At 57.0% G+C, this 23333-nt stretch carries 25 protein-coding genes; 8 read left to right on the top strand and 17 right to left on the bottom strand.

Annotated elements, in window-relative coordinates; all coding sequences use genetic code 11:
- Window positions 1-6: 6 nt before the first annotated feature.
- Genes ACR0J2_RS20775 through ACR0J2_RS20755 form a run of 5 tightly spaced genes read right to left on the bottom strand, consistent with a single transcriptional unit; the run spans window position 7 to window position 2083 of the window.
- Window positions 7-717, bottom strand: a complete 711-nt coding sequence (locus ACR0J2_RS20775) for a flagellar hook-basal body complex protein (RefSeq protein WP_480813702.1) — start codon at window positions 715-717, stop codon at window positions 7-9.
- A complete protein-coding gene (locus ACR0J2_RS20770; protein ID WP_170805827.1) occupies window positions 717-989 on the bottom strand; it encodes a flagellar biosynthetic protein FliQ in 273 nt (90 codons plus the stop codon). The genes ACR0J2_RS20775 and ACR0J2_RS20770 overlap by 1 nt, the downstream gene beginning before the upstream one ends.
- Window positions 990-992: 3 nt before the next feature.
- A complete protein-coding gene (gene fliE, locus ACR0J2_RS20765) occupies window positions 993-1283 on the bottom strand; it encodes a flagellar hook-basal body complex protein FliE (protein WP_170805826.1) in 291 nt (96 codons plus the stop codon).
- Between the two features lie 11 nt (window positions 1284-1294).
- On the bottom strand, window positions 1295-1681 hold the full coding sequence (gene flgC / locus ACR0J2_RS20760; protein ID WP_170805825.1) for a flagellar basal body rod protein FlgC: 387 nt from the start codon (window positions 1679-1681) through the stop codon (window positions 1295-1297).
- Window positions 1682-1693: 12 nt separating this feature from the next.
- The gene (locus ACR0J2_RS20755; RefSeq protein WP_480813730.1) at window positions 1694-2083 is read right to left on the bottom strand and encodes a FlgB family protein; all 390 of its coding nucleotides are present in this window, start codon (window positions 2081-2083) and stop codon (window positions 1694-1696) included.
- A gap of 86 nt (window positions 2084-2169) precedes the next feature.
- Between ACR0J2_RS20755 and ACR0J2_RS20750 the strand changes: the two genes are divergently transcribed.
- The 6 genes from ACR0J2_RS20750 to ACR0J2_RS20725 all read left to right on the top strand — a co-directional run bounded on the left by ACR0J2_RS20750 (window position 2170) and on the right by ACR0J2_RS20725 (window position 9419).
- A complete protein-coding gene (locus ACR0J2_RS20750; RefSeq protein WP_480813701.1) occupies window positions 2170-3507 on the top strand; it encodes a FliI/YscN family ATPase in 1338 nt (445 codons plus the stop codon).
- Between the two features lie 92 nt (window positions 3508-3599).
- Window positions 3600-4439: a flagellar motor protein MotB gene (locus ACR0J2_RS20745; RefSeq protein WP_480813700.1), complete on the top strand. Its 840-nt coding sequence runs from the start codon at window positions 3600-3602 to the stop codon at window positions 4437-4439.
- Window positions 4440-4537: 98 nt separating this feature from the next.
- Window positions 4538-5833, top strand: coding sequence for a flagellar hook protein FlgE (locus ACR0J2_RS20740; RefSeq protein ID WP_480813699.1), 1296 nt, complete (start codon window positions 4538-4540; stop codon window positions 5831-5833).
- A 33-nt stretch (window positions 5834-5866) separates the two neighbouring features.
- A complete protein-coding gene (flgK, locus tag ACR0J2_RS20735; protein ID WP_480813698.1) occupies window positions 5867-7318 on the top strand; it encodes a flagellar hook-associated protein FlgK in 1452 nt (483 codons plus the stop codon).
- 2 nt (window positions 7319-7320) lie between these two features.
- Window positions 7321-8328 (top strand): flagellin, encoded by a 1008-nt coding sequence (locus ACR0J2_RS20730; RefSeq protein WP_480813697.1) that lies wholly within the window; start codon window positions 7321-7323, stop codon window positions 8326-8328.
- Complete coding sequence (locus tag ACR0J2_RS20725; RefSeq protein WP_170805818.1) at window positions 8325-9419, top strand: flagellar basal body P-ring protein FlgI; 1095 nt, start codon at window positions 8325-8327, stop codon at window positions 9417-9419. Before ACR0J2_RS20730 ends, ACR0J2_RS20725 begins: the two co-directional genes overlap by 4 nt.
- A 30-nt stretch (window positions 9420-9449) precedes the next feature.
- Here ACR0J2_RS20725 and ACR0J2_RS20720 read toward each other — a convergent pair whose 3' ends face one another.
- The 8 genes from ACR0J2_RS20720 to ACR0J2_RS20685 all read right to left on the bottom strand — a co-directional run bounded on the left by ACR0J2_RS20720 (window position 9450) and on the right by ACR0J2_RS20685 (window position 16959).
- Complete coding sequence (locus ACR0J2_RS20720; protein WP_170805817.1) at window positions 9450-10094, bottom strand: DUF1523 family protein; 645 nt, start codon at window positions 10092-10094, stop codon at window positions 9450-9452.
- An 11-nt stretch (window positions 10095-10105) separates the two neighbouring features.
- Window positions 10106-10372 (bottom strand): hypothetical protein, encoded by a 267-nt coding sequence (locus tag ACR0J2_RS20715; protein ID WP_170805816.1) that lies wholly within the window; start codon window positions 10370-10372, stop codon window positions 10106-10108.
- A complete protein-coding gene (locus ACR0J2_RS20710; protein ID WP_480813696.1) occupies window positions 10373-11710 on the bottom strand; it encodes a DUF6638 family protein in 1338 nt (445 codons plus the stop codon). It abuts the gene before it with no gap.
- Window positions 11707-12351, bottom strand: a complete 645-nt coding sequence (locus tag ACR0J2_RS20705) for a hypothetical protein (RefSeq protein ID WP_480813695.1) — start codon at window positions 12349-12351, stop codon at window positions 11707-11709. Before ACR0J2_RS20705 ends, ACR0J2_RS20710 begins: the two co-directional genes overlap by 4 nt.
- A complete protein-coding gene (locus ACR0J2_RS20700; RefSeq protein WP_480813694.1) occupies window positions 12348-14279 on the bottom strand; it encodes an AAA family ATPase in 1932 nt (643 codons plus the stop codon). Before ACR0J2_RS20700 ends, ACR0J2_RS20705 begins: the two co-directional genes overlap by 4 nt.
- 89 nt (window positions 14280-14368) lie before the next feature.
- The gene (locus ACR0J2_RS20695) at window positions 14369-15487 is read right to left on the bottom strand and encodes a hypothetical protein (protein WP_480813693.1); all 1119 of its coding nucleotides are present in this window, start codon (window positions 15485-15487) and stop codon (window positions 14369-14371) included.
- Window positions 15480-15857 carry a hypothetical protein gene (locus tag ACR0J2_RS20690; RefSeq protein WP_480813692.1) on the bottom strand — a complete coding sequence of 126 codons (378 nt, stop codon included), beginning with the start codon at window positions 15855-15857 and terminating at the stop codon, window positions 15480-15482. Before ACR0J2_RS20690 ends, ACR0J2_RS20695 begins: the two co-directional genes overlap by 8 nt.
- A gap of 22 nt (window positions 15858-15879) precedes the next feature.
- Window positions 15880-16959, bottom strand: a complete 1080-nt coding sequence (locus tag ACR0J2_RS20685) for a hypothetical protein (protein WP_480813691.1) — start codon at window positions 16957-16959, stop codon at window positions 15880-15882.
- 270 nt (window positions 16960-17229) lie between these two features.
- On the opposite strand from ACR0J2_RS20685, the gene ACR0J2_RS20680 reads away from it, so the two are divergent.
- Window positions 17230-18705 carry an NAD-dependent succinate-semialdehyde dehydrogenase gene (locus ACR0J2_RS20680; RefSeq protein WP_480813690.1) on the top strand — a complete coding sequence of 492 codons (1476 nt, stop codon included), beginning with the start codon at window positions 17230-17232 and terminating at the stop codon, window positions 18703-18705.
- Window positions 18706-19053: 348 nt separating this feature from the next.
- Here ACR0J2_RS20680 and ACR0J2_RS20675 read toward each other — a convergent pair whose 3' ends face one another.
- The 3 genes from ACR0J2_RS20675 to ACR0J2_RS20665 all read right to left on the bottom strand — a co-directional run bounded on the left by ACR0J2_RS20675 (window position 19054) and on the right by ACR0J2_RS20665 (window position 21991).
- Entirely contained in the window at window positions 19054-19911 is an 858-nt protein-coding gene (locus ACR0J2_RS20675) for a DUF302 domain-containing protein (RefSeq protein ID WP_480813689.1), read from the bottom strand.
- A gap of 16 nt (window positions 19912-19927) precedes the next feature.
- Entirely contained in the window at window positions 19928-20302 is a 375-nt protein-coding gene (locus ACR0J2_RS20670) for a DUF4345 domain-containing protein (protein ID WP_480813688.1), read from the bottom strand.
- Window positions 20303-20428: 126 nt separating this feature from the next.
- Window positions 20429-21991, bottom strand: a complete 1563-nt coding sequence (locus tag ACR0J2_RS20665) for an arylsulfatase (protein ID WP_480813687.1) — start codon at window positions 21989-21991, stop codon at window positions 20429-20431.
- A 277-nt stretch (window positions 21992-22268) separates the two neighbouring features.
- Here ACR0J2_RS20665 and ACR0J2_RS20660 point away from each other — a divergent pair, with 277 nt between their 5' ends.
- Entirely contained in the window at window positions 22269-22691 is a 423-nt protein-coding gene (locus ACR0J2_RS20660) for a GFA family protein (protein ID WP_480441330.1), read from the top strand.
- A 158-nt stretch (window positions 22692-22849) separates the two neighbouring features.
- On the opposite strand, the gene ACR0J2_RS20655 is transcribed toward ACR0J2_RS20660, so the two are convergent.
- Entirely contained in the window at window positions 22850-23317 is a 468-nt protein-coding gene (locus ACR0J2_RS20655; protein ID WP_170681897.1) for an Hsp20 family protein, read from the bottom strand.
- Between the last annotated feature and the right edge of the window lie 16 nt (window positions 23318-23333).

Below are 23333 nucleotides of genomic sequence, written 5' to 3'. Positions count from 1 at the left end.
TATTAATCAGCGCATCAAGGCCTTGAGAGCCCCACGAACCCGCTGGTCTTCGGCCTCAAGAAAGCTCTGTCCCAGCTCATAGGCCCGTTGAATTTCAACAAGCCGTGTGACCTGATCGATCGCGTTGACATTTGAACCTTCCAGGAACCGGTGAAGCACTACGGGTTCGTCAACCGGCTCAACGTCACCTGCCGGGCGAAACCGGGTGCTGCCTTCGCGAACAAGCTCCCCTGTGTCGGCCACCTGATACACCCCGATCTGCCCCAGTAGCTGGCCATTGACGCTCAACGTGCCGTCGCCGCCGACATCGAGTGCTGAGGCATCTGGCGGAACAAACAGGGGGGCGCCGTTGCTGTCCAGTACCCGCAGCCCGTCCATCGTCACCAGATCGCCATCCGCGTTGGGCGAAAAGCTTCCGGCCCGGGTCAGGCGATTGCCGTCGGGCGTTTCGATCATGAAGAACCCGTCACCTTCGATTGCAAAGTCGAACTGTCCGCCGGTCTCGGTCAAAACGCCTTGTTGCAGCGATGTATTGCGGACTTCGGCCCTGCTCATGGAGAGGGAAGGATTGTTTGGCATGTCCCTCACGTACTCGGAAAACACCAGGCCTTGCTGCCTGTAGCCGGTCGTATTTGCGTTGGCGATATTGTTGGCCACCAGCCGCATCTCGTTCATCAGCCCGGATTGGCGGGACAAGGTGACATAGGCGGTATCCATCAGCGAGCTCCTGCGATCAGAGGGATGAGTGTTGACGAAAAGAACGTCACGAGGGTTTGGGTCATGAAGCCCATGGAAATCCAGAACACGACGACTATCGCGATCAGCTTGGGGACAAAGGTCAGTGTCATCTCCTGCACCGATGTCAGCGCCTGAAAAAGGCCCACGACCAGCCCCGATACAAGCGCCACCGCCAGAATCGGAACAGACGTGATAACCGCAACCCACAATGCCTGCCGCAGGATGTCGTAGAACTGACCCTCGCTCAGCATCGATCAGACCGGCATCCGAAGGATTTCCTGATAGGCTTCGACGACCTTGTTACGCACGATAACCGCCGTTTCCACGGCAAGCTCGGTCTGCGCAAGGGCCTGCACCAGCGCGTGCGGGTCGGCCTGCCCGACCATCGAAGCCTCTGCCACCTGCTCGCTATGTTTCAGGGTTTCCGCAAAATCTTGAAACGTTGACCGCAAGCCTTGCGCCATTCCAACGTGGTCTGTGGCAGCCTGAGTGGCTGGGCGCGCAACGGCGTAGTTCTGGGCGGCGGTTATTGAGCGGACATCCATTCTGGCTTCCTTTATTTTCTGAGTAGTTCCATCAGGCTCGACGACATCTGACGGGTCTGGTCGAACATCTTGAGGTTGGCTTCGTAGCTGCGCTGCGCCTCGCGCGCGTCGGCTATTTCGATCATCAGATCGACGTTCGACCCCCGGTAGTGCCCGGTCTCGTCCGCCATCGGATGGCCAGGATCGTAGATCCGGCTAAGGTCGCGACGGTCGAGCCTGACGCGCCCGGCCTGAACCGTTTCCCCGCCGCCTTGCGCAACCGCTTCGAACGGAACCGTCTTGCGGCGATACCCCGGAGTATCCGCGTTGGATATGTTTTCCGAAACATGGCGCAAACGAGCCGCCTGTGCACGTAATGCGCTGGCCGAGGCTGTCAGGGAATGTGAAAAATCACTCATGTCTTCGCCCCTTTACGACCGGCCCAGGCTGGCGCGCAGGACATTCATCGAGGATCTGTAGATCGCCAGTGCGCGGTCATGCTGGCGCTTGACCTCGACGGCTTTCAGCATCTCCTCCTCCAGCGAGACACCGTTGCCGTTGGGGTCGCCGGTCGGTTCCGCCTTGTACTCTGACCAGAGGTGATCACCGGTGGTCGTTCCGTGCAAATGGCCCGGACGGGTCGCAGACATGACCGATTCACGGTCTGTGTTGTCATACGCTGTGTGAAAGGCCTCAATGTCGCGGGGCTGGAATCCCGGCGTATCCGCGTTGGCCATATTGCGCGAGATGGCAGCCTGCCTTTGCCCGGCATGGGTTGCCATTGCGTACGCTGTCTTAAAGACGTTCAGGTCATAGAACATCGGGGCTTCTCCCTCGATCCGTTTCAATCAAGGCTTAACCCCGATTCCTTTAGAAAGCGTTTTCAGAACCAGGATGGAGGCCGGCCATGCCCGAGATCGAACCAACGCTTCTGAAATGTGAATTCGACCGGATGTCGGCCGTCCGAAACGTCGGGCTTGTCAGAGGCGTCTCTGGCGGTGTGATCGAAGTTGCCGGTCTGACGGGTCACGCCCGGATCGGAGACAACCTGACATTGCAGCGCCGGCCAGGTCCGGATTTGGCGGGTGAAGTACTGCGTGTGGATGCCGACCAAATTTACATGCTGCCCGAATCGGCACCGGACGGGGTCAGCCTTGGGGATCGGGTGCAGCTTGAACCGTCACCAGTTTTCGCGCCGGACACGCACTGGCTGGGCCGGGTTGTCGATCCGTTCGGCAAGCCGCTGGACGGCAAGCCCTTGCTGAGCGGTTCGCAGGAGAGGAACATTGTTCAATCTCCCCCTCCCGCCGTTGAACGCCGGGGATTGGGGCAGCGACTGGAAACCGGGCTGTCGATGCTGAACACGGTTCTTCCCATCGTGCAGGGCCAGAGAATCGGGTTGTTCGCCGGTTCCGGGGTCGGAAAATCCACATTGCTGGCGACGCTTGCCAAATCAGTGCAGGCAGATGTGGTTGTAGTCGCTCTGGCCGGGGAACGGGGCCGTGAAGTGAACGCGTTTGTCGCCAAAGCTCTGGGTCCTGAGACGATGAAAAGGTCTGTTGTCGTCGCAGCCACTTCTGATCAGTCCGCCCTTGCTCGACGGCGTTGCCTTTGGGCAGCGATGTCGGTTGCCGAATACATGCGCGATCAGGGGTTGCACGTTCTGTTCTTGGCGGATTCCATTACGCGATTTGCCGAGGCTCATCGTGAAATCGCCGTCACCACGGGCGAATCGCCATCGTTGCGCGGGTTTCCACCATCCGTCACACCACTGATTGCCGGTCTGTGCGAACGGGCCGGGCCCGGCACTGCCGGGCAAGGAGATATCACCGCGGTTTTCAGCGTGTTGGTTGCCGGGTCCGACATGGACGAACCGGTTGCCGACATTCTGCGCGGTGTTCTGGACGGGCATATCGTCCTAAGCCGTGACATCGCGGAACGTGGCCGGTTTCCGGCAATCGACCTCAGCCGGTCGGTTTCGCGCTGCCTGCCCGAAGCCGCGTCAGAAGACGAAAACAGGCTGATCTCGGAAACCCGCAAGCTGGTAGGCAGCTATGAGCAATCCGAGATCATGATCAAAGCCGGGCTTTATTCCGAAGGCACCGACCCGCTGCTGGATCAGGCCGTCCGCGCGCATGAAGATCTGGATGCGTTTTTCGCAAGACCCGATCCCGAAGGGTTAGAGAACAGCTTTAACCGTCTGTCCCTGATCCTACGTCGCGCCGCTGGCGGATTGATGCGTTGAACGACGACAGATTTCGGAACAGTTTTAAGTGTTAAGCGGCCATTAAGACCTGCCCTGATAACCCGGTTGTCGGGTGATAGAAGGTGGTGAAGATGGGTGCGCAATCCAATGCGGCGCCGGTCATCATCAAGAAGAAACGTGTTTCGGGTGGCGATGGCCATCACGGTGGCGCATGGAAAGTCGCATATGCCGACTTTGTCACGGCCATGATGGCGTTCTTCATGTTGATGTGGCTGCTGAATGCAACAACAGAAAAACAACGAAAAGGGTTGGCGGATTATTTTTCGCCCACAATACCGGTGAATCCGGTTTCTGGCGGTGGCGACGGCGCTTTTGGCGGCAACAACATGTTCTCGGAAAAGACCATGGTAATGGACGGCTCGGGTGCCAGCAGCCGACAGCCTACCATTGCCAGGCAGGCCCGCGGCGCAAGCGGCGTGGATGCCCGCGGCGGAAGCAAGGGGGCATTCGAGGATTTCACCTCGCTCGAAGCGAAATTGCTTGGACGCACCGGCGAAAGCCTGGTCTCGGACGAGGTCCTCAAACATATCGTGACCCGCGTCACGGATGAAGGCTTGGTGGTGGAACTGTTTGACACGGACGACCAGACCCTGTTCGAAACGGGAACGGACAATCCAACACCCGTCCTGCGAGCATTGATGCTGCTGGTAGCCAGATCCTCGGACCTTGTGACCAATGCAATTGCTGCCGAAGGCCATGTCGCGTCGTCGCCGGTGGTGCTGGCACATAACCCCGCCTGGGAATTGTCCACGACACGTGCCCAAGCCGTGCGCAGGATGCTGCAGGACAAGGGCGTGGCAACGTACCGGCTGGATCGCGTTACTGGCCACGCGGACCGCGAACTGGTCAGCGAAAACCCCATGGCCACGCGCAACAACCGCGTTGAGATCATATTCCTTCGCAGGTCATGACCGCAAAAGGATAGGTCGCATTTTACCTGTTAGCGCGCTGTTAAGAGGCCGCGCGCTAGGTGTTGCATCAACGGTTGACGCAACAGAAGGGCGTTTCAATGACTATTTCTTCATCCCTGAACGCCGGTGTGGCTGCATTGAAGGCGAATGCGAACAGATTGGCCACTATTTCGGACAACATCGCCAATTCTTCCACCTTCGGATACAAGCGGGTCGAGACGGACTTTCACTCGATGGTCACATCCGGTCGGGGCGGCAGTTATTCAGCAGGCGGCGTCAGAACCACCAGTCAGCGCCTGATTGATCAGCGCGGCTCGCTGGTGACAACGAACAATTCAACCGATCTGGCCGTCCGAGGCCGTGGCATGCTGCCCGTGCGCTCCAGTTCACAGATCGGGTCGAGTTCAAATGAGATGCTGCTGACCACCACAGGATCCTTTCGAACGAACGATCAGGGATATCTGGTCACGGAATCCGGCCTTGTCCTGCTGGGCTGGCGTGCTGGACCCGATGGTTCGATCCCCAGTGTTCCCCGGGACACCCCCGCTGCGCTGGAACCCATCCAGCTTAGCGTCAATCAGCTTTCGGGGGCGCCGACCACGCAGATGAACCTGCGCATGAACCTGCCCGCAACCGCGACGGATGCAGGGGCACCAGGCGATACCCAGCCCCTGTCGGTCGAGTATTTTGACAATCTGGGCAAGTCTGAAAACGTGGATATCGAACTTGCCCCGACTGTTCCGGCGACCGGGTCCAGCAACGAATGGACCATGACCTTGCGCGATACCGCGTCCGGCGGAACCATCATCGGAGAGTACACGCTGACCTTTACCGACAGTCGCACGGCCGGCGGAACGCTGGCCAGTGTCACGGTGGTTTCAGGAGGCGCCTACGATCCCGCAACGGGCAGCGTTGTCGTCAACGTTGCGGGCGGTCCAATGGAGATCAATATCGGACGGATTGGCGATACGGACGGCATCACGCAGTTGTCCGACACGTTTGCCCCGGTATCGATAACACGGGACGGTTCCGCTGTCGGCACGATGACCAGCGTTCAGGTTGACGAAAATGGATATGTCTACGCGTTCTACGACACAGGCGTCAGTCGCCGCATGTTTCAGATTCCTCTGGTCGACGTCCCGAACCCCAACGGATTGACTGCCCTGGACAGCCAGACCTACGCGCCTTCCCGCGATAGCGGCACATTTTTCCTCTGGAACGCAGGCGAAGGGCCGACGGGCGATCTGGTCTCATTCGCGCGTGAGGAATCGACGACGGATGTGGCAACCGAACTGACCTCTATGATCCAGACGCAGCGTGCCTATTCCTCCAGCGCCAAGGTGATCCAGACCGTGGATGAAATGCTTCAGGAGACCACGAATATCAAACGCTGATCCCTGTAACGGCCGATTGAAAGGACCTGCCAGATGAATATGTCGACCGCTTTGAACAACGCCCTTGGCGGGTTGACGGCCGCAAGCCGCGGGGCCGCAGTCGTGTCGGGAAACATCGCAAACGCGTTGACACCGGGATACGCACGCAGAACCCTTGAACTGACGACCAGCCCGGTTTCAGGAAATGGCGTCCGAACAGTTGGCGTTGTCCGCCACCATGATCCCGTGATCACTGCGAACCGCCGCGTCACGGATGCCGATCTTGCGCGCCAAACCGCGATTTCGGACTTTCACGCAAGGCTCGAAACCTTTGTCGGAAAGCCCGACAACATGTCTTCCTTAACCGCTCGTCTTGCAACGTTTGAAGGCAGCCTTATCACTGCCGCCAGCCTGCCGGACTCTGCCGAAAGACTGGACCAGGTCGCCCGGGCCGGACGGGATCTTGCCGCAGGGCTTAACGCAGCGTCGGAAGGGGTTCAGCAACTTCGGTCGGATGCAGATCGCACGATCGGCAGTCATGTAAGTAAGCTGAACCAGATGCTTGCATATATCGAGGCCCTGAACGCCAAAATCCCTGCAATTCGATATTCAGGCGGCGATATCGGGGCGCTGCTGGATCAAAGACAGGTTCTGGTCGATCAGGTCAATCAACTGGTCCCCGTCAACTCTGTTCCCCGGGAGAACGGTCAAATCTCGCTTTATTCCGAAGGTGGTCTGATCCTGCTGGAAGGAAGCGCAGCAAAATTCTCGTTTGCAACGACGGGTGATACCAAGCCGCACATGACGGTGGCGAACGGGCTGCTGTCAGGCCTTGAAATGAATGGAAATCCTGTACGCACCAGCGGTGACTCGGCGCAAATTCGGGGCGGTGCGCTGATGGCGCAGTTCCAGATCCGCGATGAACTGTCGATCGACGCACAGAATGATCTGGACACCGTCGCGCGCGACCTTGTCGAGCGTTTCGAAACCCCGGGCCTGGATCCAACCGTGCTGCCGACAGATCCCGGCCTGTTCACCGATGACGGCGTGCGTCTGAACCCAGCGCTCACCATAGGCCTCGCGTCCCGCGTAGGGTTCAATACTATCGCTGACCCTGACGCGGGTGGTGCAAGTTGGAAACTGCGCGCCGGTTTGGGCGCCACCCTTCCGGGTGCTCCCGGGGATTCCACTCAACTACAGGCTTTTGGAGCGATTCTGGAAACCGCGCGCCCGGTCGCAGGTTCACCGTTCGGAACCGGAAACATGCGGGCCACCGAGATTTCCGAAGCGATGACCTCTCGTGTTGGTGCCAAAGCACACACAGCCAGCGCACGCCTGGTCTTTGCAACAAACGCACAGCTTGAGATGGCAAAGATCGAGGCTGAACAAGGCGTAGACACAGATCAGGAACTGCAACGCCTAATGCAGATCGAACAGGCCTACGCCGCGAACGCCCGGTTGATTTCGGTCGTGGACGAATTGATGGACACATTGCTGAGGTTGTAATCATGAATTTGACTGCCATTGGCGATTTGGCGCGGGGCATGACGCTTCGCTCTCGTGCGACGGAAATCAAAACCCAGATCGAAAATCTTTCATATGAGATGTCGAGTGGAAAAGTGCAGAACATGTCGCACCGACTGGGCGGTGACTATTCACACTTACTGGATCTTGAGAACAAACTGACCCGGCTTGACGCTTACAAAGTCGCAACTGCCGAAGCTGGCCTTTTTGCGGATGCCATGCAGAAAAGCCTGACCATGTTCAGCAACTCGGTCGGAGAAATGTCCAACGCGCTGCTGGCGTTCGGCAGCGCAAGTCACACTGTGACGCATGAACAGGCTTCGGTTCAGGCCCGGAACGAACTGGACACGATGATTTCGGCGCTGAATACAAGGATTGGTGGACGCAGCCTGTTTTCAGGGACCGCTACGGACACTTCTCCGCTGCCGTCGGCTGAAACGTTGCTGGCAGCGCTTCGCACGGAAGTGGCCGGTCAGGTCACGGCATCTGACATCATGTTGGCGGCCGAGAACTGGTTCAACGACCCTCTCGGCTTCGACGCCGTCATTTTTCAGGGCTCCGCAACACCCCTTGCGCCCATGCAAATTTCGGAAAACGAACGTATTTCCCTGCCCGTAACAGCAACGGACCCATCCTTAAAAACCGCATTGAGGGACATAGCGCTTGCGGCGCTGGCTACGGATGCTTCATTGGCACTGGCACCCGATCAACGCACTGCGCTGTTCACGCAATTGGGTGTCAATTTGGCCAATACACGTGACGACGCCGTGACGCTTCGGGCGCAGGTGGGTGCAGACGAGGCCCGCGTCGACCAGGCAACATCGCGCAACGCCGCCGCAAGGACAAGCCTGGAATACAGCCGGAATCAACTGATAGCTGCCGATCCCTATGAAACCGCAGCGCGATTACAGACCGTACAGTTTCAGCTCGAAAGCCTCTATTCCGTTACGGTTCGCAACGCCAACCTGTCGCTGGTGAACTTCCTGCGATGAAAACTCTGGTTCTCCTTTTGCTTCTGTTGCCGGGCATGGTTTCCGCAGGTGCAATACGATTGAAAGATCTTGTCAATTTCGATGGGGTCCGCGGCAATGACCTTGTCGGCTATGGCCTTGTCGTCGGCCTGAACGGAACCGGTGACGGGCTGAGAAATGCGCCTTTCACAGAAGAGATCATGTCCAACATTCTAGAACGGCTGGGCGTCAACGTTACCGGAGAAGACTTTCGCCCCAAAAACGTCGCCGCTGTTCTCGTCACCGCCAGCCTGCCCCCATTTGCACGAGTCGGTGGACAGATTGACGTGACCGTATCCGCCATCGGGGATTCAAAAAGCCTGCTTGGGGGGACATTGATCATGACACCGCTTAACGCGGCGGACGGTCAGATCTATGCAGTGGCTCAAGGCACGGTACTGGCCGGCGGCGCTGTGGTAGAGGGCGAGGCCGCATCCGTTGTGCGCGGAGTTCCGACGTCTGGCGTCATTCCGTCCGGCGCCCGGGTTGAACGTGAAATCGAATTTGATCTGTCGTCGCTCAGTCAAATCCGCTTGGCCCTGCGAGAACCGGATTTCACAACGGCTGAACGAATCGAAACTGCAGTCAATTCAGAATTCCGAAAGGCCGTGGCCATCATGAGAGATTCCGGCACGGTGGAACTGAGCATTCCTGCCACCGGCGCACGATCAGCTGCGCATGCACTTCGGCGCATCGAAAACATCCTGGTAGAGCCGGAAACCAAGGCTCGTGTCGTGGTTGATCAACGCTCGGGCACCATCGTGATGGGTCAGGAGGTGCGTATCTCGAGGGTGGCGGTATCCCAAGGCAATCTGACCCTCACCGTCGAAGAGGCTCCGATCGCAATCCAGCCCAACCCGTTCGCGCGTGGCGAAACGGTGGTCGTTCCCAGAACCGTTGCCGGTATTGACGAAGAAGAAGGCACCGGGCTGGCAGAAATACCCGAAGCGACAACATTGTCAGAAGTGGTGGCAGGTTTGAACGCATTGGGCGTTTCTCCACGGGACATGATCGACATATTGAAGACGATCAAAGCAGCCGGTGCGCTGCATGCTGAATTCATTGTTCGGTGACACCAAGGCTGGCCCAGTCATATTCGGCCCCTACTTTGACTTCCAACTGTTCAGCCACCTGCGAAACCTGCTGCTGCGTTCCTCGATCGCGTCGCCTGCGGCATACAGGCCGTCTTCCACATTCTCCATCATTGGGTCGATGCGGGCTTCTCGGAACCTGCGCCAGCGCACCCAGATGGCCCAAACAAGGGCGAAGAAAACAGTCAGGAAGATGATGTTGAACCATGGAATGATCCGCACATCCGGGCTGTCGACCTGCCATATCTTAACGGCGTTCGGAAAGATCGAAAGGAATTCACTGCGCCAGCCGTAATGACGTACCACCACCCAACGCGGCGCCTCGGTTGTTGATTTCAGGTCTGCCGCTTCTGCCTGCAGGTTCGAGGAGTTCAACTTGAAGTAAGGCGGCCAGCCCCAGCCTGTATCCTCGTTCCGATAGACCATGACCTTGCCGTTGGTCTTGCGGGTCTGGATGAAGAACACATCACGGTTCGGTGTGGTCGGGTCGCTGCCGACATCATGAACCGACCAGAAGATGCTGTTTTCACCGGGGTCGATCCGTTTTTCATAGGTGTCCGAGATCCGAACCACGTCATGCTGCGGCAGGGTGTAGTTCAACACCGCCGCGATCGTACCCCAGAACAGGATGATGATGGCCCATTTGACATAACGCATTAGTCAAACCCTCACATGAAATTCGAAACATAAATCAGGATCGCGATCAGGCCCAGCGGCACGACATAGATCCCAAGGATCAGTTTGCGGCGAAACGATCCGTCGTACTTTTTCAGCCCGCGCTGGACAAAGGCGTCCCTGTCGCCTGTCATGCCCTTTTTCTCCCAATGTGCGATCAGTTTACTGCGTCGCACCCGGCGGGAATAGATCGACACGCCAACGTAAAGGACGGTCAGAACGATCAGCAACGGGATCAGAAAGCGGAGTGCGACCAACATTTAACTTCTCCCTACTGCGCCCCAGGGACCAACGCGCGCGATGATATCATCGCTGACCCGATCACTGCCACTCATGTCCGGCTCATGCCCGAACAGCGCGGCCCGGGCGCCTGCCTTGTCCACCTGATACTCTCGCGCAAGGAACTCGGCAACATAGGCTTTTTTGGTTTCCGGCCATGTCGAATAAGTGCGGTAGAACAGCTCTTTGTGGCAAATGAACATCTGGCGCGGATCCAGCGGGGCCAGTTCGGCCAACAGCATATTCACCAAATCGCGGTTCGGCGTATCGGCGGCCCGCAATGTGTAGAAATACGCCGGGTGGTCCGAGGTGATGCGCGGCCACGGTCCGCCGTCCTTCGCCCAGCGCAGCAACTGCGCCAGACCGTGATAAGCCTCGGGCAAACGGTCCGAATGGTTGCGCGCCAGACGGCGCATGTCGCTGCGGTCCAGCCCGGTCAGATCGACATCGGCATCCGCAGCAGCATCGATGGTCAGGAAATCCATCTTCTGCTGCAGGATTGCGGCGGCATCCACGCCGCGCGCCTTGACGATGGGTTCGACCAGATCATTGTAGTCGAGAAATTTTGCAATCTGGTTCCGCTGCGACGGGCCAAAGATGTACTTGATCGGCAGGCCATCCGGCCTGTCCCCCATACAAATCGCCGACGGGTGGTCCAGATCCGGGAACAGGTACAACCCGCCGAAATGCGCCGTCCAGAAGTTGCGTTGTTCAAACGTAGTGTGGCGCAAGCGGACGGGGTTACGGGTGACGTCGCCGGTTTCCCTGGCCGTTTCGATCATCTTGGCGATCAGCACATCATCGAACCAGGCATCCTCTTCGGTCTTGAACTGCTCGACCATGCCTGCGAGTTGCTGAGCCTTGCGCAGAGTGCCACCTGCGGTGTCGGCCTCGATCTCGATCTTGCGCAGGTTCAGCAGATCGCGCGGCGTGGTGAGTTTGAAGACTGAGTTCACCAGCTCTCCGGCCACCGCATCGGTGGCGGTCAGAGCGAACAGCTGCGCCTCGTTCATCTCGATGAATTCACGCAGGATATCGCGCGAGGTCGAGAATTTGACGTTCAGCAGAGGCGCGCGTTTCTGCTCGGTCGTCAGCAGGATGAACTGCCGGTTGACCCCGTTGGGGTTGAGGTAGAGCTCATCCTCAAGCTCAATCCCCACCTCGGGCGAATAGCCCGAGATATCGACATGGAAATCCGTCAGCGCCGTGGTCTTGCCCGCCAGATGCTGCAGCGCGCGGTTATACCGCTCGACCAGAGCCGGACTGGAGATGTGGGCGAGGTTGCCGAACATCAGGCCTTTTTTGATGAGGCGGATCATAACTGCGACACGTCAAGTTTAGTTTTCAGGAACATCTCCATATTTGATACTACTGAGCGAAGATCGCTCTGAAAGAGATCTGCAGTCCTAGTGGGTTCAATAACTATGCCATCATATTCTTCAAAAGCAGCCGCCGCTATCTCATGATCCTCAGCATTGTTGGAGGGATCATCTAGGCGCATATACCATTCCAACCCCATAAGTAGCTTTGTATGCAATTCGAATAGCTTGCTGGATTCCTCTTCAGATGGCCAACCCCAGATCGCTCTTGCCTCCAAAGAAATAGCTTCGAACTCGACTTTATTTTTTCTGGCGACATCGGTTTTTTGAACGATGTGTTCGGCTAGCTCTTGGAAATGACCATCTTCATCCAATGACACGCCACTTTTCTCTCGCAGAACGTCCGGTATCTCTATGTGAGGAACTAGAGTTGGGCTGAGCTTTCTAAATCTCAACTCGTTAATTGAGGATTGGTATCCAATTAGGGACACCAAGAAGCGCCGTGCTAATTCGTTGTCACGTTCCCAGTTTTTTTGTGCTTTCCAAGACCTCAATCCTGCGAAACCAATGCAAGCGCCAAGCAAGCTGGCAATGGTCAACGCGGCATTTCTTACTAGATCGCTCCATTCTAAAGGCGTCACCCCTGCCCCTCCAAATACCGCCGCTTGGCCTCTTCCATCCGGCCCATCTCACGCACGGCGTTTTCGATGGCAACCTCGTCGCTCTTATCGGCATAGCGGAATTCGCTGTCGGCGTAGCGGTTGATCTCTTGGATCACCATCTCGACCGTGATCGGCTGGCGCAGGTCCTCGATCATGGCCTTCTTGGTGTCGTAGTCGCGGAACAGGAACAGGTCGGGGTTTTCCATCCACTCGTCGGGCAGTTCGAAGTCCATCGCGCGGACCTTGACCGCGTCGGTGATGTTCTTGATCGCGCGGCCGGTGAAACGTTCATCGGCCTGTTGGATCGCCTTGAGGTAGGTGCCCAGTTTGGCAATCGTGTCCATCTGGCCGATATCGCCTGAAACACGGTCAAAGACCTGCAGCAAGGCATCCTCATGCGGGCGGGAGTGGCTTTCGAAACTGGCGGCGACGACCTTCTTGATCTCCTGCGCGGCATAGGCTTCGTGTGCGCCCAGCGGGATGTCATGGTTGTGGCCCATCAGCAGGTGCAGGATGTCGATGTAGTCCTCGCGCGTCTGCGGCCCGTCCACCAGAAACCGCGCGCCCGCCCGCTGGCGCAGGGCGTCGTCCACATTCTCGGGGTAGTTCGAGAACATGCCAAAGGTGCAGTTGCCGCGCACGACGGTGTCGGCACCCGCAAAGCTCTCCATCAGCACGGCAGTGATTTCCAGTTGACCGGCTGACGACTGCCGGTCGCCGCGTTTGCCCGCCAGCTGGTCGATGTCGTCGATGGTACCAAAGCCGATGACCGAGGGGTCGATGATCGTGTTGATAAACGCCTTGGCGTTCTGGCCGGATTTGCCCTGATAGCTATCGATATTGTCGGTGCTCAGGTTCTGGTAGCGAAACGGATAGCCCGCGTTCTGGCAATAGTCGTTGATCAGCCCGGCCATCATCTGGATCAGGGTTGTCTTGCCGGTGCCTGGTTTGCCATCACCCATGAAGGTAAAGATGAACCCGCCAAGCTCGGCAAACGGGTTCAGGCGGCGGTCGAAGTCATAGGCCATCAGCATCTTGGCCAGCTTCATCGCCTGATATTTGGCGATATGGTTGCCGACCACTTCGTTCGGTTTCTTGAAGGTCATGGTCAGGGTGGTGGATTTGGCCTTCGAGGCTGGCTCAAACCCCCGGATCGTCAGGTCGTCAGACTCGATATGCCAGGCAGCGTTCTGGAACGGGGCCAGATGGCCAGCCGATTGCGCGCGAAGGGCGGCCTTGTCCATCAGTTGCTCGGCATAGGCGCTGGTTGCGGCGATCAGGTGGGCATCGTCGGAGGCGTGTTTGGCAAGGGTCTGATCCAGTTCCCACAACGCGCCATGCAGGGCAAGCTGGCCATTGTCGGTCAGAACCTCTTCGACCTCACCAATATCGACTGTCGTCTCGCCTAGGTGAGAGGACATCAGATAAGCCAGCGCATTGCCGAAACTGTGGGACGTGATCAGCGCCTCAGCTGTCAGAAGTTCCGAAAACTCAGACTTGCGCGCGGCAGGCAAATCCCCGGCCAGATTGGCCCGTTTCAGATCAGCCAACGGCGTCTGCTCCGCATAAGCCTCGGCCACGGCCAGAGCGATAGAGATCGCCCGGCGAATGGCCTGCTGCGTGGTGGCCTGCGGCGGCGACACCAGCGTATCCCCATCATCCGACGCCTCAATCCGTTCCACCAGATGCACCCCATCGGCACGCACGGTGCGCCGCGTCACCAAACCCGGAGTAGTGGATCGAAACCGCCGCCCCGTCGACACGCCCGGAGACCGCTCAACTGCGGCCTCAACCGCCTTTGCAATCCGTGGCGCGTGTTCAAACCCGTTCAACAACGCGGTCGCCGCCGGATAGTGTTTGCGAATATCCGACTCGCGCAATTCCATCTGATCCGACGTCAAACTCATGTGCTCAACCCTGCTTCATCTTTTCAAAAATACTCTCGTCCCGCCGCCTGACAGGACCCGTAAAGGGTCTGTAAGGGAAGGCGAAATTCTCAATACTTCAACACCTGCCCGGTCCTGCTGACGACGAACTTGCGCACATCGGCAAAGCCCGGCGGATTGCGCTCGGCCAGCACCTGAAACGGGCGCTGGGGTAGGATGATGGACCGTTGGGTGCGCGTGGCCCCGGTTTCGGCCCCCTGCCCGCCGAACGGGTCCAGCGCAAAGACCTCGCGATCCACCGTGCCGAACCAGCCCGACCGTTCCTGCACGACCTCTTCGCTTTCCAGCTCTTCGGTGGTCCAGGCCAGCGCCCAGTCCTGGCCCTCGGGCGCCTGCGCATCCTCCAGCACCTGCCGCAACGGCCCCGATTGCTCGGTATAGGCCGAGGAATACATCGGTCCCACATGGATGCGGCGCAGGTGTTTGGGATGCAGGTCGGCGAAATCCTGATCGAAGCCCCTGGCAATCGTCACCAGTTTCAGCCCGCCCAGCGATTGCGCCATCAGATGCGCCTGTACTTCGGGCCAGCGGCGCTGGTCCTTGGGCAATGCGGTCTTGCCGCTGTCCTCAAACTGCATCAGATAGATGACCGGCAGGTTGATCTGGCTGTCATAGACCGCCCAATGGATCATGAACTTGCGCCGTTCACCCTCATTCCCGATCCAGTGACATTCAGGATCATTGCGGGCCCAGAACAGCTGACCCTTCAGCAATTCCTCGTAATAGAGCCTTTGTGACAGCGCGAACTGCAGCTTGGTGGGGATTGCCTGATCGCCAATGATGGTGCGCACCATGTCGGTTTTCAGATCGTCTTCCGAGGGCATATTCGCCAGATGCACCTGCGCCTGCTGCGCGTCATTGGCCATGGTCAGCAGCTCGGCCGCCACCGGAAACCCACTGTCGCGCTTGTCCATGGCGAGGCTGCCAAAGAACCGCCCCGTATCGCGCCCAACCAGCAGGTACTTCATGGATAGCGCGCGGAAGGTGTAGAGCAACCCCGAGAGGTAACGCGACACGATCCGCACCTCTTGTTTGCTGATCGCGCCCTCAGCCTCCATCGTTGCGGCCACGCGCAAAAGGTGGACGGTGATCACCTCAAATTTTCGGAAATAACGGCGTGACGCGAAAGTGTCGGTCAGGCCGACATGGTCTTGGGTGGGGTCAGTCATTGGCGCCTCTTACCTGCATGTCCTGTATCATTGCCCGATACAAAAACGGCCAAGTCCCCCGCTGGCTGTAAGCAACTGATGGATCAGTCACAACTTGTTTTCGGAAAAACGTCCCAAGCTCAAAGCCGACAATTTTCTCAAGCAGACAAAAGTACTTCCAACTTACCCAAAGAGATAGCGGCAAGATCACGTTGTACGCCCAAATCAGGATCCAAACAGCAGGCAAAATCCCTACCAAAAGTGCGGCCACAACTTGGATGAACTGCCAGTCCACTGACCCAAACTTTAAATAAGTGGCAAAGCCAATCGTCAAGCAAGAGAGAGTAGCCAGAATCAAGACGGTCGCTATGAAAAACAACGTAGATTTCATGTGGAGTTACGCCTACTCTCGCTCACCCCCCATACAAATTCTTATCATGCTTCTCGACAATCGAGGCAAACCGGCGGGCAAAGCGTTCATCCGCCTTGGCCTTTTTCTCCAGCACGTCGCGGGCAAAGACCATGTGGTCCTCATGCGCCTCTAGCATGTCGGCCATTTTCTGGTTGGTCGCGGTGCCGATGGCGGCCATGGCGGTTTGCGCCTCTTGATCCGTCTGCACGCCGATCTCGTTGATGCGGTGGGCCACGTCCTGCTGCTGCGCGGTTTTCAGCGATTTGGTCAGGGCGTCATACAGCACCACACGCTGTTGCGTGTCTGTCTGCAGCTTGTTGATCAGCACCATCTGCGTCGCCGCTTGGTTCTGCAGTGAGTCAACCCAGGTCTTGCCCTTTTCGATATACCGCTCCAGCGTTTGCGACTTGGCCAGCTTGACCTGTTCTTCCTGAACCTTGGCGTTGTATTGCTTGTTCAGCTCGGCCAGTTCGGTTTCCAGCTGGGTGCGCGCGGCGGCGTCCTGTTCGACCGAAATCTTGTTCTCCAGCGTGATAATCGTCGGGTCCATATTCTGAATTTCAGCGCGCAAGGCTTCCAGTTCGGCAACAGTCGCCTCACGGTCATCCAATGTACCGGTCAGGTTGTTCTCGACCTTGACGCGCTGTTCTTCCAGCACCGCCAACTGCCCTTCCAGCAGCTTCACGATCACGTCGGATTTGGCGATCAGGTCCTGCAGCTTGTCGTCGATATTGGCGGTGCGCATCCGCTCCTGCCGCATCGACTCGGATTTGGCCTTGGCAAAGATGCCGACAAAGCTCTCCCACCCGGTTTTCGAGCGCATCTCGTCGAAATCCTTGGAAAAGGCGTTGGTCACGTCGTCCAGGCCCATGATCAGCTCGGCGATATTCGCATTCATCACCTCAGTATGGGCATGCACGTCCTCAAGCGTCGCGTTCTCGATGTCGATATCCGCCTCGGCAGTGCCGATCTTGGCGCGCGCGGCCTCAATCCGCGAGGTCAGCCCTTCGATCTGTGACTGACTTTCACGCACTTTGGTCTGAGTTTCCTGAATCAATGCCTCGAACTGTTGGTTCGACATCTGTCCTATCCTTGTTTTTTCTTATCTACCCAATGAGATAGTGGATGTTATGACGATTGACATCCCCATAGATCTCGAAATCATCAGAACTTTGGCAAAATCAATCAGAAAAAGATAGGCGCGACGATACAATCCAAAGCTGTATTATCAGCCGACGCTGACGTTCTGTTGTCCATATTCTGGATTGATCCATCCGCCGGAGTGGCCATGGACAAAACCCGCGGCACATGGTTGGGTGCGCGCAAATCTTTTCCTGCCGGAGACTGACTCATGCTGGACGCAACAACCGACCTTAAATCAATCCTGAAAAACCCCGATCTGCTGGTGACCAAAGCCTATATTGGCGGCCAGTGGGTGGACGGTGACAATGGCACCTTTGCAGTGACCAACCCTGCGCGCGGCGATGTGGTTGCCGAAGTTGCGGACCTCAGTCGCGCTCAGGTCGCTGGTGCGATTGCACAGGCGGAGGCCGCTCAGAAGGAGTGGGCCAAGCTGACCGGCAAAGAGCGCGCCGTGATCCTGCGCCGCTGGTACGACCTGATGATGGAAAACGCCGAAGATCTGGGCAAAATCCTGACCGCCGAGCAAGGCAAGCCACTGGCCGAGGCCGTTGGCGAGATCGGCTATGGTGCATCCTTCATCGAGTTCTTTGGCGAAGAGGCCAAGCGCGTTTACGGTGAGACGATCCCCGGCCATCAGCGCGACAAGCGGATCATGGTTCTGAAACAGCCGATCGGCGTTGCAGCCTCGATCACGCCCTGGAACTTCCCCAACGCGATGATCACCCGCAAGGCAGGACCCGCGCTGGCCGCTGGCTGCGCGTTTGTCGCCCGCCCTGCAGCCGAAACACCGCTATCCGCGCTGGTTCTTGGCCTTCTGGCCGAAAAGGCCGGCATCCCTGCGGGTGTGTTCAACGTCGTGCCGTCCTCGCGTGCCAGCGAGATCGGCAAGGAGTTCTGCGAAAACCCGGGTGTGCGTAAGCTGACCTTTACCGGCTCGACCGAGGTGGGACGCATCCTGCTGCGCCAAGCCGCCGATCAGGTCATGAAGTGCTCGATGGAGCTGGGCGGCAACGCGCCTTTCATCGTGTTCGACGACGCCGATCTGGATGCGGCCGTCGAAGGTGCCATGCTGTGCAAGTTCCGCAATAACGGCCAGACCTGTGTCTGCGCCAACCGGATTTACGTACAGGCCGGTGTCTACGATGAGTTTGCAGCCAAGCTAAAAGCAGCGGTCGAAGCGTTGAAAGTCGGCGACGGTCTGACCGCGGGCACCACGACCGGTCCGCTGATCAACGCCGAAGCTGTCGCCAAGGTTGAGGAACACATCAAGGATGTCACCGACAAGGGCGGTGCAGTTCTGACCGGCGGTCTGCCGCATGACCTGGGTGGCACCTTCTTCCAGCCGACAATCGTGACCGGTGTGACGCAGGACATGATGGTCGCGCAGGACGAGACATTCGGGCCGCTCGCGCCGCTGTTCAAGTTCGAGGACGAGGACGATGTGATCGCGATGGCCAACGACACGATCTTTGGTCTGGCCTCCTACTTCTACGCCAAAGACCTGAGCCGCGTCTACAAAGTGGCCGAGGCACTGGAGTATGGCATCGTCGGCGTGAACACCGGCATCATCTCGACCGAGCTGGGCCCGTTCGGCGGAGTCAAACAGTCAGGCCTGGGCCGCGAAGGCAGCCACCACGGTATGGAAGACTATCTGGAGATGAAATACGTCTGCCTGTCGGTTTGATACGGCGCGGTCCGGTGTTTGGGTGCGATTGCCACAAAAGCGCACCCAAAGCGTCACCTTCCTTCAATAGGCGTTGCTGATTTCCAACGCGACCTGCTGCCTTTCCTGGCCTCGACCGGCGGTTAGCTTCTGGAAAAGATCGAAGGACAGGCCATCCTGCCTGCGGGCGACACGATGTTCTGGTCGATCGGGTTGGTGGTCGAGGATCCAACATTCAAACACTGAGTAAGATGTGCTTCGTGCGAAATTTGCGCGGGGCTTTTCTCTTAATGTCGGCCTTGAGCCCAAAACGGACGACGAAAAGATGGCCAATCGGCAAAGGTATTTTTTGCGTTTTCCAACCAGCGGCTACTCAATTGCCGTGCGAAATGTTGCGGTAAGCCGTTTGTTCAAACCGTGATGAGGTTCGGCTGAAGAACCGTAGTTCAACTCCGCCAAAGCAGCGATGTCATTGAAAATGACTACGGAGCCGCCTTCTTCATTCGCGTATACCAACAGTTTTTGGCAAAAGGCATCCAAACCAATCGCCGGAAAGCCCGCCATAGCCACACCACCAGGCGCTGGTCCGCCGAATAGCAAGAGTACAGCATCCGGCAACTCCGTCCCCAGTTGGGACGCTTCGGCCGCAAAATCGATCTCCCCAAACCAGACTGTATCGTCCTGTCCCACCACAGCTGTCCTGAGACGTTCCACTGCCTCTAACACGCTGAGCTCAGATCGCAATTCGATGATGCCATGGTTTGCAATTAGTCCTTTGGTCGGCGCTGGTGCTGCATCCAAGTCGATTAGAACTTCGAGCATTTTGTTCTCAAATGCATTCAACGCTTGGGTGTTGATCAGACCATGCCGAACTTTGAGAAACTGAGAGTCTGTGTATGTGATCTGCGGACGGTCATCCTGATCGAATGAAAGAACTCGAAAAGGAAGGTCCAGACCTGCGCGCACGTTCTCTTTCAGAATAGGCGTGTTTATCTCAGGATCAGAAAAAATGAGTACACGGGACGCTGGCATTTCTACGCCTTCGGCTTTGGCCAGGCGCGCGTGATCTATCGATGCGATTGGAGTAACTCCCGCTTCGGCAACGACAGTCTCAAGCGCTAAGAAGTTTTCGTCCACCGCAGTCTGGATGGATGACGATTGTGCCAGAGCGGATGTCGACACAGATGAAGTCGCAACCATCGAGAGAACGAAGAAAAACCTCAGCATTCTAACACTTCCTGTTTCATCGTACTTTTTTAAGAGAAACCGCCGCCAGAGCTGCAAAAGCTATCTCGGCTGCAAGATAAAAGAGAAGTATCCCGTTCGGAACTCCATCGATAAGAACGCTTAGTATGCGTCCAACGGCCAGTCCTGACATAAACAAAAATAGAACCCACAGCGCGGGGCGTTGTAATTCTGGTTTCGAAGCGGCCACCAACCAAAAGAACGCGTTTGCTAGGTAAAGACCCATAATCGCTCGGAACACGTGGGTTTGGTTCGTTCCTTCCACCGGAAATCCCAGAAAAACTGGGATCGAACTACCCGGCATCAGGCCATATGATAACGCAATTGGCACGAGGCCGACGGCAGCAAGCAGAAGGACTAACCTGGCACTCATGGAGGACTCCTTCTCGTAGAGGTTTCGCTTCTTTGCGAAAATCCTAGTCGGTTTTTTGGGCACCCGATGATCCGAAACGGATGCCCGCGCTGCGGCGAGATAGGCGAATTGGATGCTTTGCTTCTTCTACTGAGAGATGCCGCCTTCGGTTGATGTCTGTTCTTCAACATGGTCTTGATTGGCGACCGGCTTCCCGCGCGGAGGGAACTCCTCGAAAGTAGCGAGATGCGCCTGCACTAATCGGGCGGCTGGGCCGAATGCCCACATTTTCTCACCCATCCAGCGGACGTACATCCCGCTTTCCTCCGCTGCTTTCTCGTAAGGATCACGGCGAAGGTTGAAGAGTAACGGGGCGACCAATTCTTCCTTCGGTCCTGACCAGCCGTGGTTTTGAACGACAAAGTGCGCTTTCCAATCGTTGTAGCGTACGGCTTGGAGGTCCGTACCCTGATAGTATATCAGCTCGCGGCGATTGCTCTCTTCATCTTCACCTGTCAGGTAAGATAGTTGGTTGTAGCCATCGAGGTGTACTTTGTACCCTTCATAACCCTCTAGGAGTTTTTCTCTTAGGTCTGTGGGGCCTCCCGCCGCGGCGACAAAGGTCGGCATCCAGTCCATGCCGCTGAAGATACCGTTCAAAACCTGTCCTTCAGGAATTTTGCCAGGCCAGCGAATAATCGCAGGAACTCTAAAGCCACCTTCCCAGGTAGTACCCTTTTCCCCATGAAATGGTGTCGTACCACCGTCGGGCCACGTCAGTGTTTCCGGGCCATTGTCCGCGGTGAACGTCACTATGGTATTTTCGGCAACTCCCAGATCCTCAAGGTGGCTGAGAACGTTACCAACGTTGTTGTCCAACTCCTTCATGACAACATCCTGAAGTCCGCGCCCATTGCCCAACATAGCTTCGTATTCTGGGCTGAGATGGGTCCAAACATGTGCTCGAGCTGGGGCCATCCAAACAAAGAATGGTGTGTCCGACTCTACTGCTCGAGAAATGAAGTCCTTGGTGTAAGATGTCACTTCGTCGTCCAAAGTCTTTTGGCGCTCCGGAGGCGCAGGCCCGTCATCAATAATGCGCTGCTTCCCGACTTTTCCAAATCGCGGATCGACTGTTTCGTCTTCTTCCTCTGTTGCGAACGAATGAATGATGTTGCGAGGCGCGAATTGCGCGTTGAATTCTGGGTCGTCTGGCCAATCCGGATCAGACGTATATTCCATGGCATTCAAGTGATACAGCCAGCCCCAATACTCGTCGAAACCTTTTGTAGTCGGCAGGAACTCGTTGAGATCGCCCAGGTGGTTTTTTCCGAATTGCCCCGTGGTGTACCCCAACTTTTTCAAGAACATCGGAAGCGTTGGGTCATCTGGATTTAAACCTATCGGATCGCCCGGAAGTCCTACAGTGTGCATCCCAGTCCTAATGGGCAATTGTCCAGTCATGAAAGCTGATCGACCGGCAGTACAACTTGGCTCGGCATAATAATCTGTGAGACGAGCACCCTCAGATGAGAGGCGATCCAAGTTCGGCGTCTCGATGCTTTTGACACCTCCGTGGTAAACGCCGACGCTCGCCCAACCCACGTCGTCTGCCATGATGACAAGAATGTTGGGCGGGGTATGCTCGTCGGCCCAAGCTCCAGTGAAGGCAAAGCAGACCGCACCCGCTGCTGAGATAAGCTTGTTCATTAAGACCTCCCGACACGCAATTTCTCACCAACGATAGGAAAAACATCGGCTTGGAGGAACAGTCTAATTTGTTAACTTTTTAGGCTCAGCACCTTGGTGCAAAAAATTCTTCTGCCACCGAGTCCGCGCAGCAGACGTTTACTGAATTCTGCCGAACGTCTGCAGCAAGCTCGAAATGACCCTGAGCTTCGACGTTTTCAGCTGATGAAACGTCCAAATATATCCATCTTAAAACCCGCCTGCGTCCTATGCTTTTCGAGGTTGGGAGGAAAATCGAATGGCGACGCGCGGTTATTGTCTTTGTAAAAAAACAAGCTGGGCCTACCAGGGTGATCAAACATGGGCATGCTATTGCCACTGTGATGACTGCCGTCGGAATTGTGCGGCGCCGGTGGTTGCGTGGCTTGGTGTGCCGATAGAAAACTTTGAGTGGACTGGTGATAAACCCCGCACTTACGAAAGTTCCAAAGGCGTTTTCAGGCACTTTTGCGGGACATGCGGGTCACCCATTGGATTTGAAGCCGATCACTATCCGGGTGGTATGCACCTCTATGCTGGGTCGCTCGAAAACCCGGAAGACTTCAAACCAACTTTTCACGTTAACAAGCAAAGCAAGTTGCCTTGGCTGCTAATGGCTGATGATCTCGACGCGTTTGAAGGCACATTACTGCACTCCCCTAACGACCCAGCCGGATATTAGTAGGTTTAGAACCCAGCTGATGTTCCATATGGCGGCTTTGTCCGCATTACGGCCACTCACTGACCCCCCAAAAAAACAACGCCCCGCGTCTGGAGGAACGCGGGGCGGGTGTTGCGACGGTCCGGGAGGAGGAGACCGTCGCAGGATCTTAAAGCGCGTTAGTTCACGGCCTTGGCGTCAACCACATCCTTCTCGATGGCTTTCGCCGAAGAAATCTCGATCCGGCGCGGTTTCAGTGCTTCAGGCACTTCGCGCTTCAGGTCGATGTTCAGCATGCCGTTTTCATGGCTGGCACCGGTGACACGGACATGGTCGGCCAGCGCAAAGCGGCGCTCGAACGCGCGCGTGGCGATGCCGCGGTGCAGGTAGCTGCGCTGTTTGTCTTCGGCGGCTTTCTTACCGGCGACGATCAGCGCGTTTTCCTTCACTTCGACCGACAGGTCATCTTCCGAAAAACCGGCGACAGCGACGGAAATCCGATAGGTGTCGGCATCGGTTTTTTCGATGTTATAGGGCGGGTAGCTGGGCTGAGCCACGTCGTTGGTCAGAACGCGGTCCATCATGTCGGCGATCTGGTCGAAACCGATGGTGGCGCGGTGCAGCGGTGCAAAATCAAATGTACGCATGTGTCGTATCCTCATG

This window comes from Ruegeria sp. CG4 (genome assembly GCF_056537185.1).
Note: the sequence above shows the minus strand (reverse complement) of the source record. Positions and strands in the feature narration are given on the sequence as shown.

Bases quoted from the DNA above. Each gene is read 5' to 3' on its own strand.
- ACR0J2_RS20775 (WP_480813702.1), bottom strand. From the start codon at position 717: ATGGATACCGCCTATGTCACCTTGTCCCGCCAATCCGGGCTGATGAAC.
- ACR0J2_RS20770 (WP_170805827.1), bottom strand. From the start codon at position 989: ATGCTGAGCGAGGGTCAGTTCTACGACATCCTGCGGCAGGCATTGTGG.
- fliE (WP_170805826.1), bottom strand. From the start codon at position 1,283: ATGGATGTCCGCTCAATAACCGCCGCCCAGAACTACGCCGTTGCGCGC.
- flgC (WP_170805825.1), bottom strand. From the start codon at position 1,681: ATGAGTGATTTTTCACATTCCCTGACAGCCTCGGCCAGCGCATTACGT.
- ACR0J2_RS20755 (WP_480813730.1), bottom strand. From the start codon at position 2,083: ATGTTCTATGACCTGAACGTCTTTAAGACAGCGTACGCAATGGCAACC.
- ACR0J2_RS20750 (WP_480813701.1), top strand. From the start codon at position 2,170: ATGCCCGAGATCGAACCAACGCTTCTGAAATGTGAATTCGACCGGATG.
- ACR0J2_RS20745 (WP_480813700.1), top strand. From the start codon at position 3,600: ATGGGTGCGCAATCCAATGCGGCGCCGGTCATCATCAAGAAGAAACGT.
- ACR0J2_RS20740 (WP_480813699.1), top strand. From the start codon at position 4,538: ATGACTATTTCTTCATCCCTGAACGCCGGTGTGGCTGCATTGAAGGCG.
- flgK (WP_480813698.1), top strand. From the start codon at position 5,867: ATGAATATGTCGACCGCTTTGAACAACGCCCTTGGCGGGTTGACGGCC.
- ACR0J2_RS20730 (WP_480813697.1), top strand. From the start codon at position 7,321: ATGAATTTGACTGCCATTGGCGATTTGGCGCGGGGCATGACGCTTCGC.
- ACR0J2_RS20725 (WP_170805818.1), top strand. From the start codon at position 8,325: ATGAAAACTCTGGTTCTCCTTTTGCTTCTGTTGCCGGGCATGGTTTCC.
- ACR0J2_RS20720 (WP_170805817.1), bottom strand. From the start codon at position 10,094: ATGCGTTATGTCAAATGGGCCATCATCATCCTGTTCTGGGGTACGATC.
- ACR0J2_RS20715 (WP_170805816.1), bottom strand. From the start codon at position 10,372: ATGTTGGTCGCACTCCGCTTTCTGATCCCGTTGCTGATCGTTCTGACC.
- ACR0J2_RS20710 (WP_480813696.1), bottom strand. From the start codon at position 11,710: ATGATCCGCCTCATCAAAAAAGGCCTGATGTTCGGCAACCTCGCCCAC.
- ACR0J2_RS20700 (WP_480813694.1), bottom strand. From the start codon at position 14,279: ATGAGTTTGACGTCGGATCAGATGGAATTGCGCGAGTCGGATATTCGC.
- ACR0J2_RS20695 (WP_480813693.1), bottom strand. From the start codon at position 15,487: ATGACTGACCCCACCCAAGACCATGTCGGCCTGACCGACACTTTCGCG.
- ACR0J2_RS20690 (WP_480813692.1), bottom strand. From the start codon at position 15,857: ATGAAATCTACGTTGTTTTTCATAGCGACCGTCTTGATTCTGGCTACT.
- ACR0J2_RS20685 (WP_480813691.1), bottom strand. From the start codon at position 16,959: ATGTCGAACCAACAGTTCGAGGCATTGATTCAGGAAACTCAGACCAAA.
- ACR0J2_RS20680 (WP_480813690.1), top strand. From the start codon at position 17,230: ATGCTGGACGCAACAACCGACCTTAAATCAATCCTGAAAAACCCCGAT.
- ACR0J2_RS20675 (WP_480813689.1), bottom strand. From the start codon at position 19,911: ATGCTGAGGTTTTTCTTCGTTCTCTCGATGGTTGCGACTTCATCTGTG.
- ACR0J2_RS20670 (WP_480813688.1), bottom strand. From the start codon at position 20,302: ATGAGTGCCAGGTTAGTCCTTCTGCTTGCTGCCGTCGGCCTCGTGCCA.
- ACR0J2_RS20665 (WP_480813687.1), bottom strand. From the start codon at position 21,991: ATGAACAAGCTTATCTCAGCAGCGGGTGCGGTCTGCTTTGCCTTCACT.
- ACR0J2_RS20660 (WP_480441330.1), top strand. From the start codon at position 22,269: ATGGCGACGCGCGGTTATTGTCTTTGTAAAAAAACAAGCTGGGCCTAC.
- ACR0J2_RS20655 (WP_170681897.1), bottom strand. From the start codon at position 23,317: ATGCGTACATTTGATTTTGCACCGCTGCACCGCGCCACCATCGGTTTC.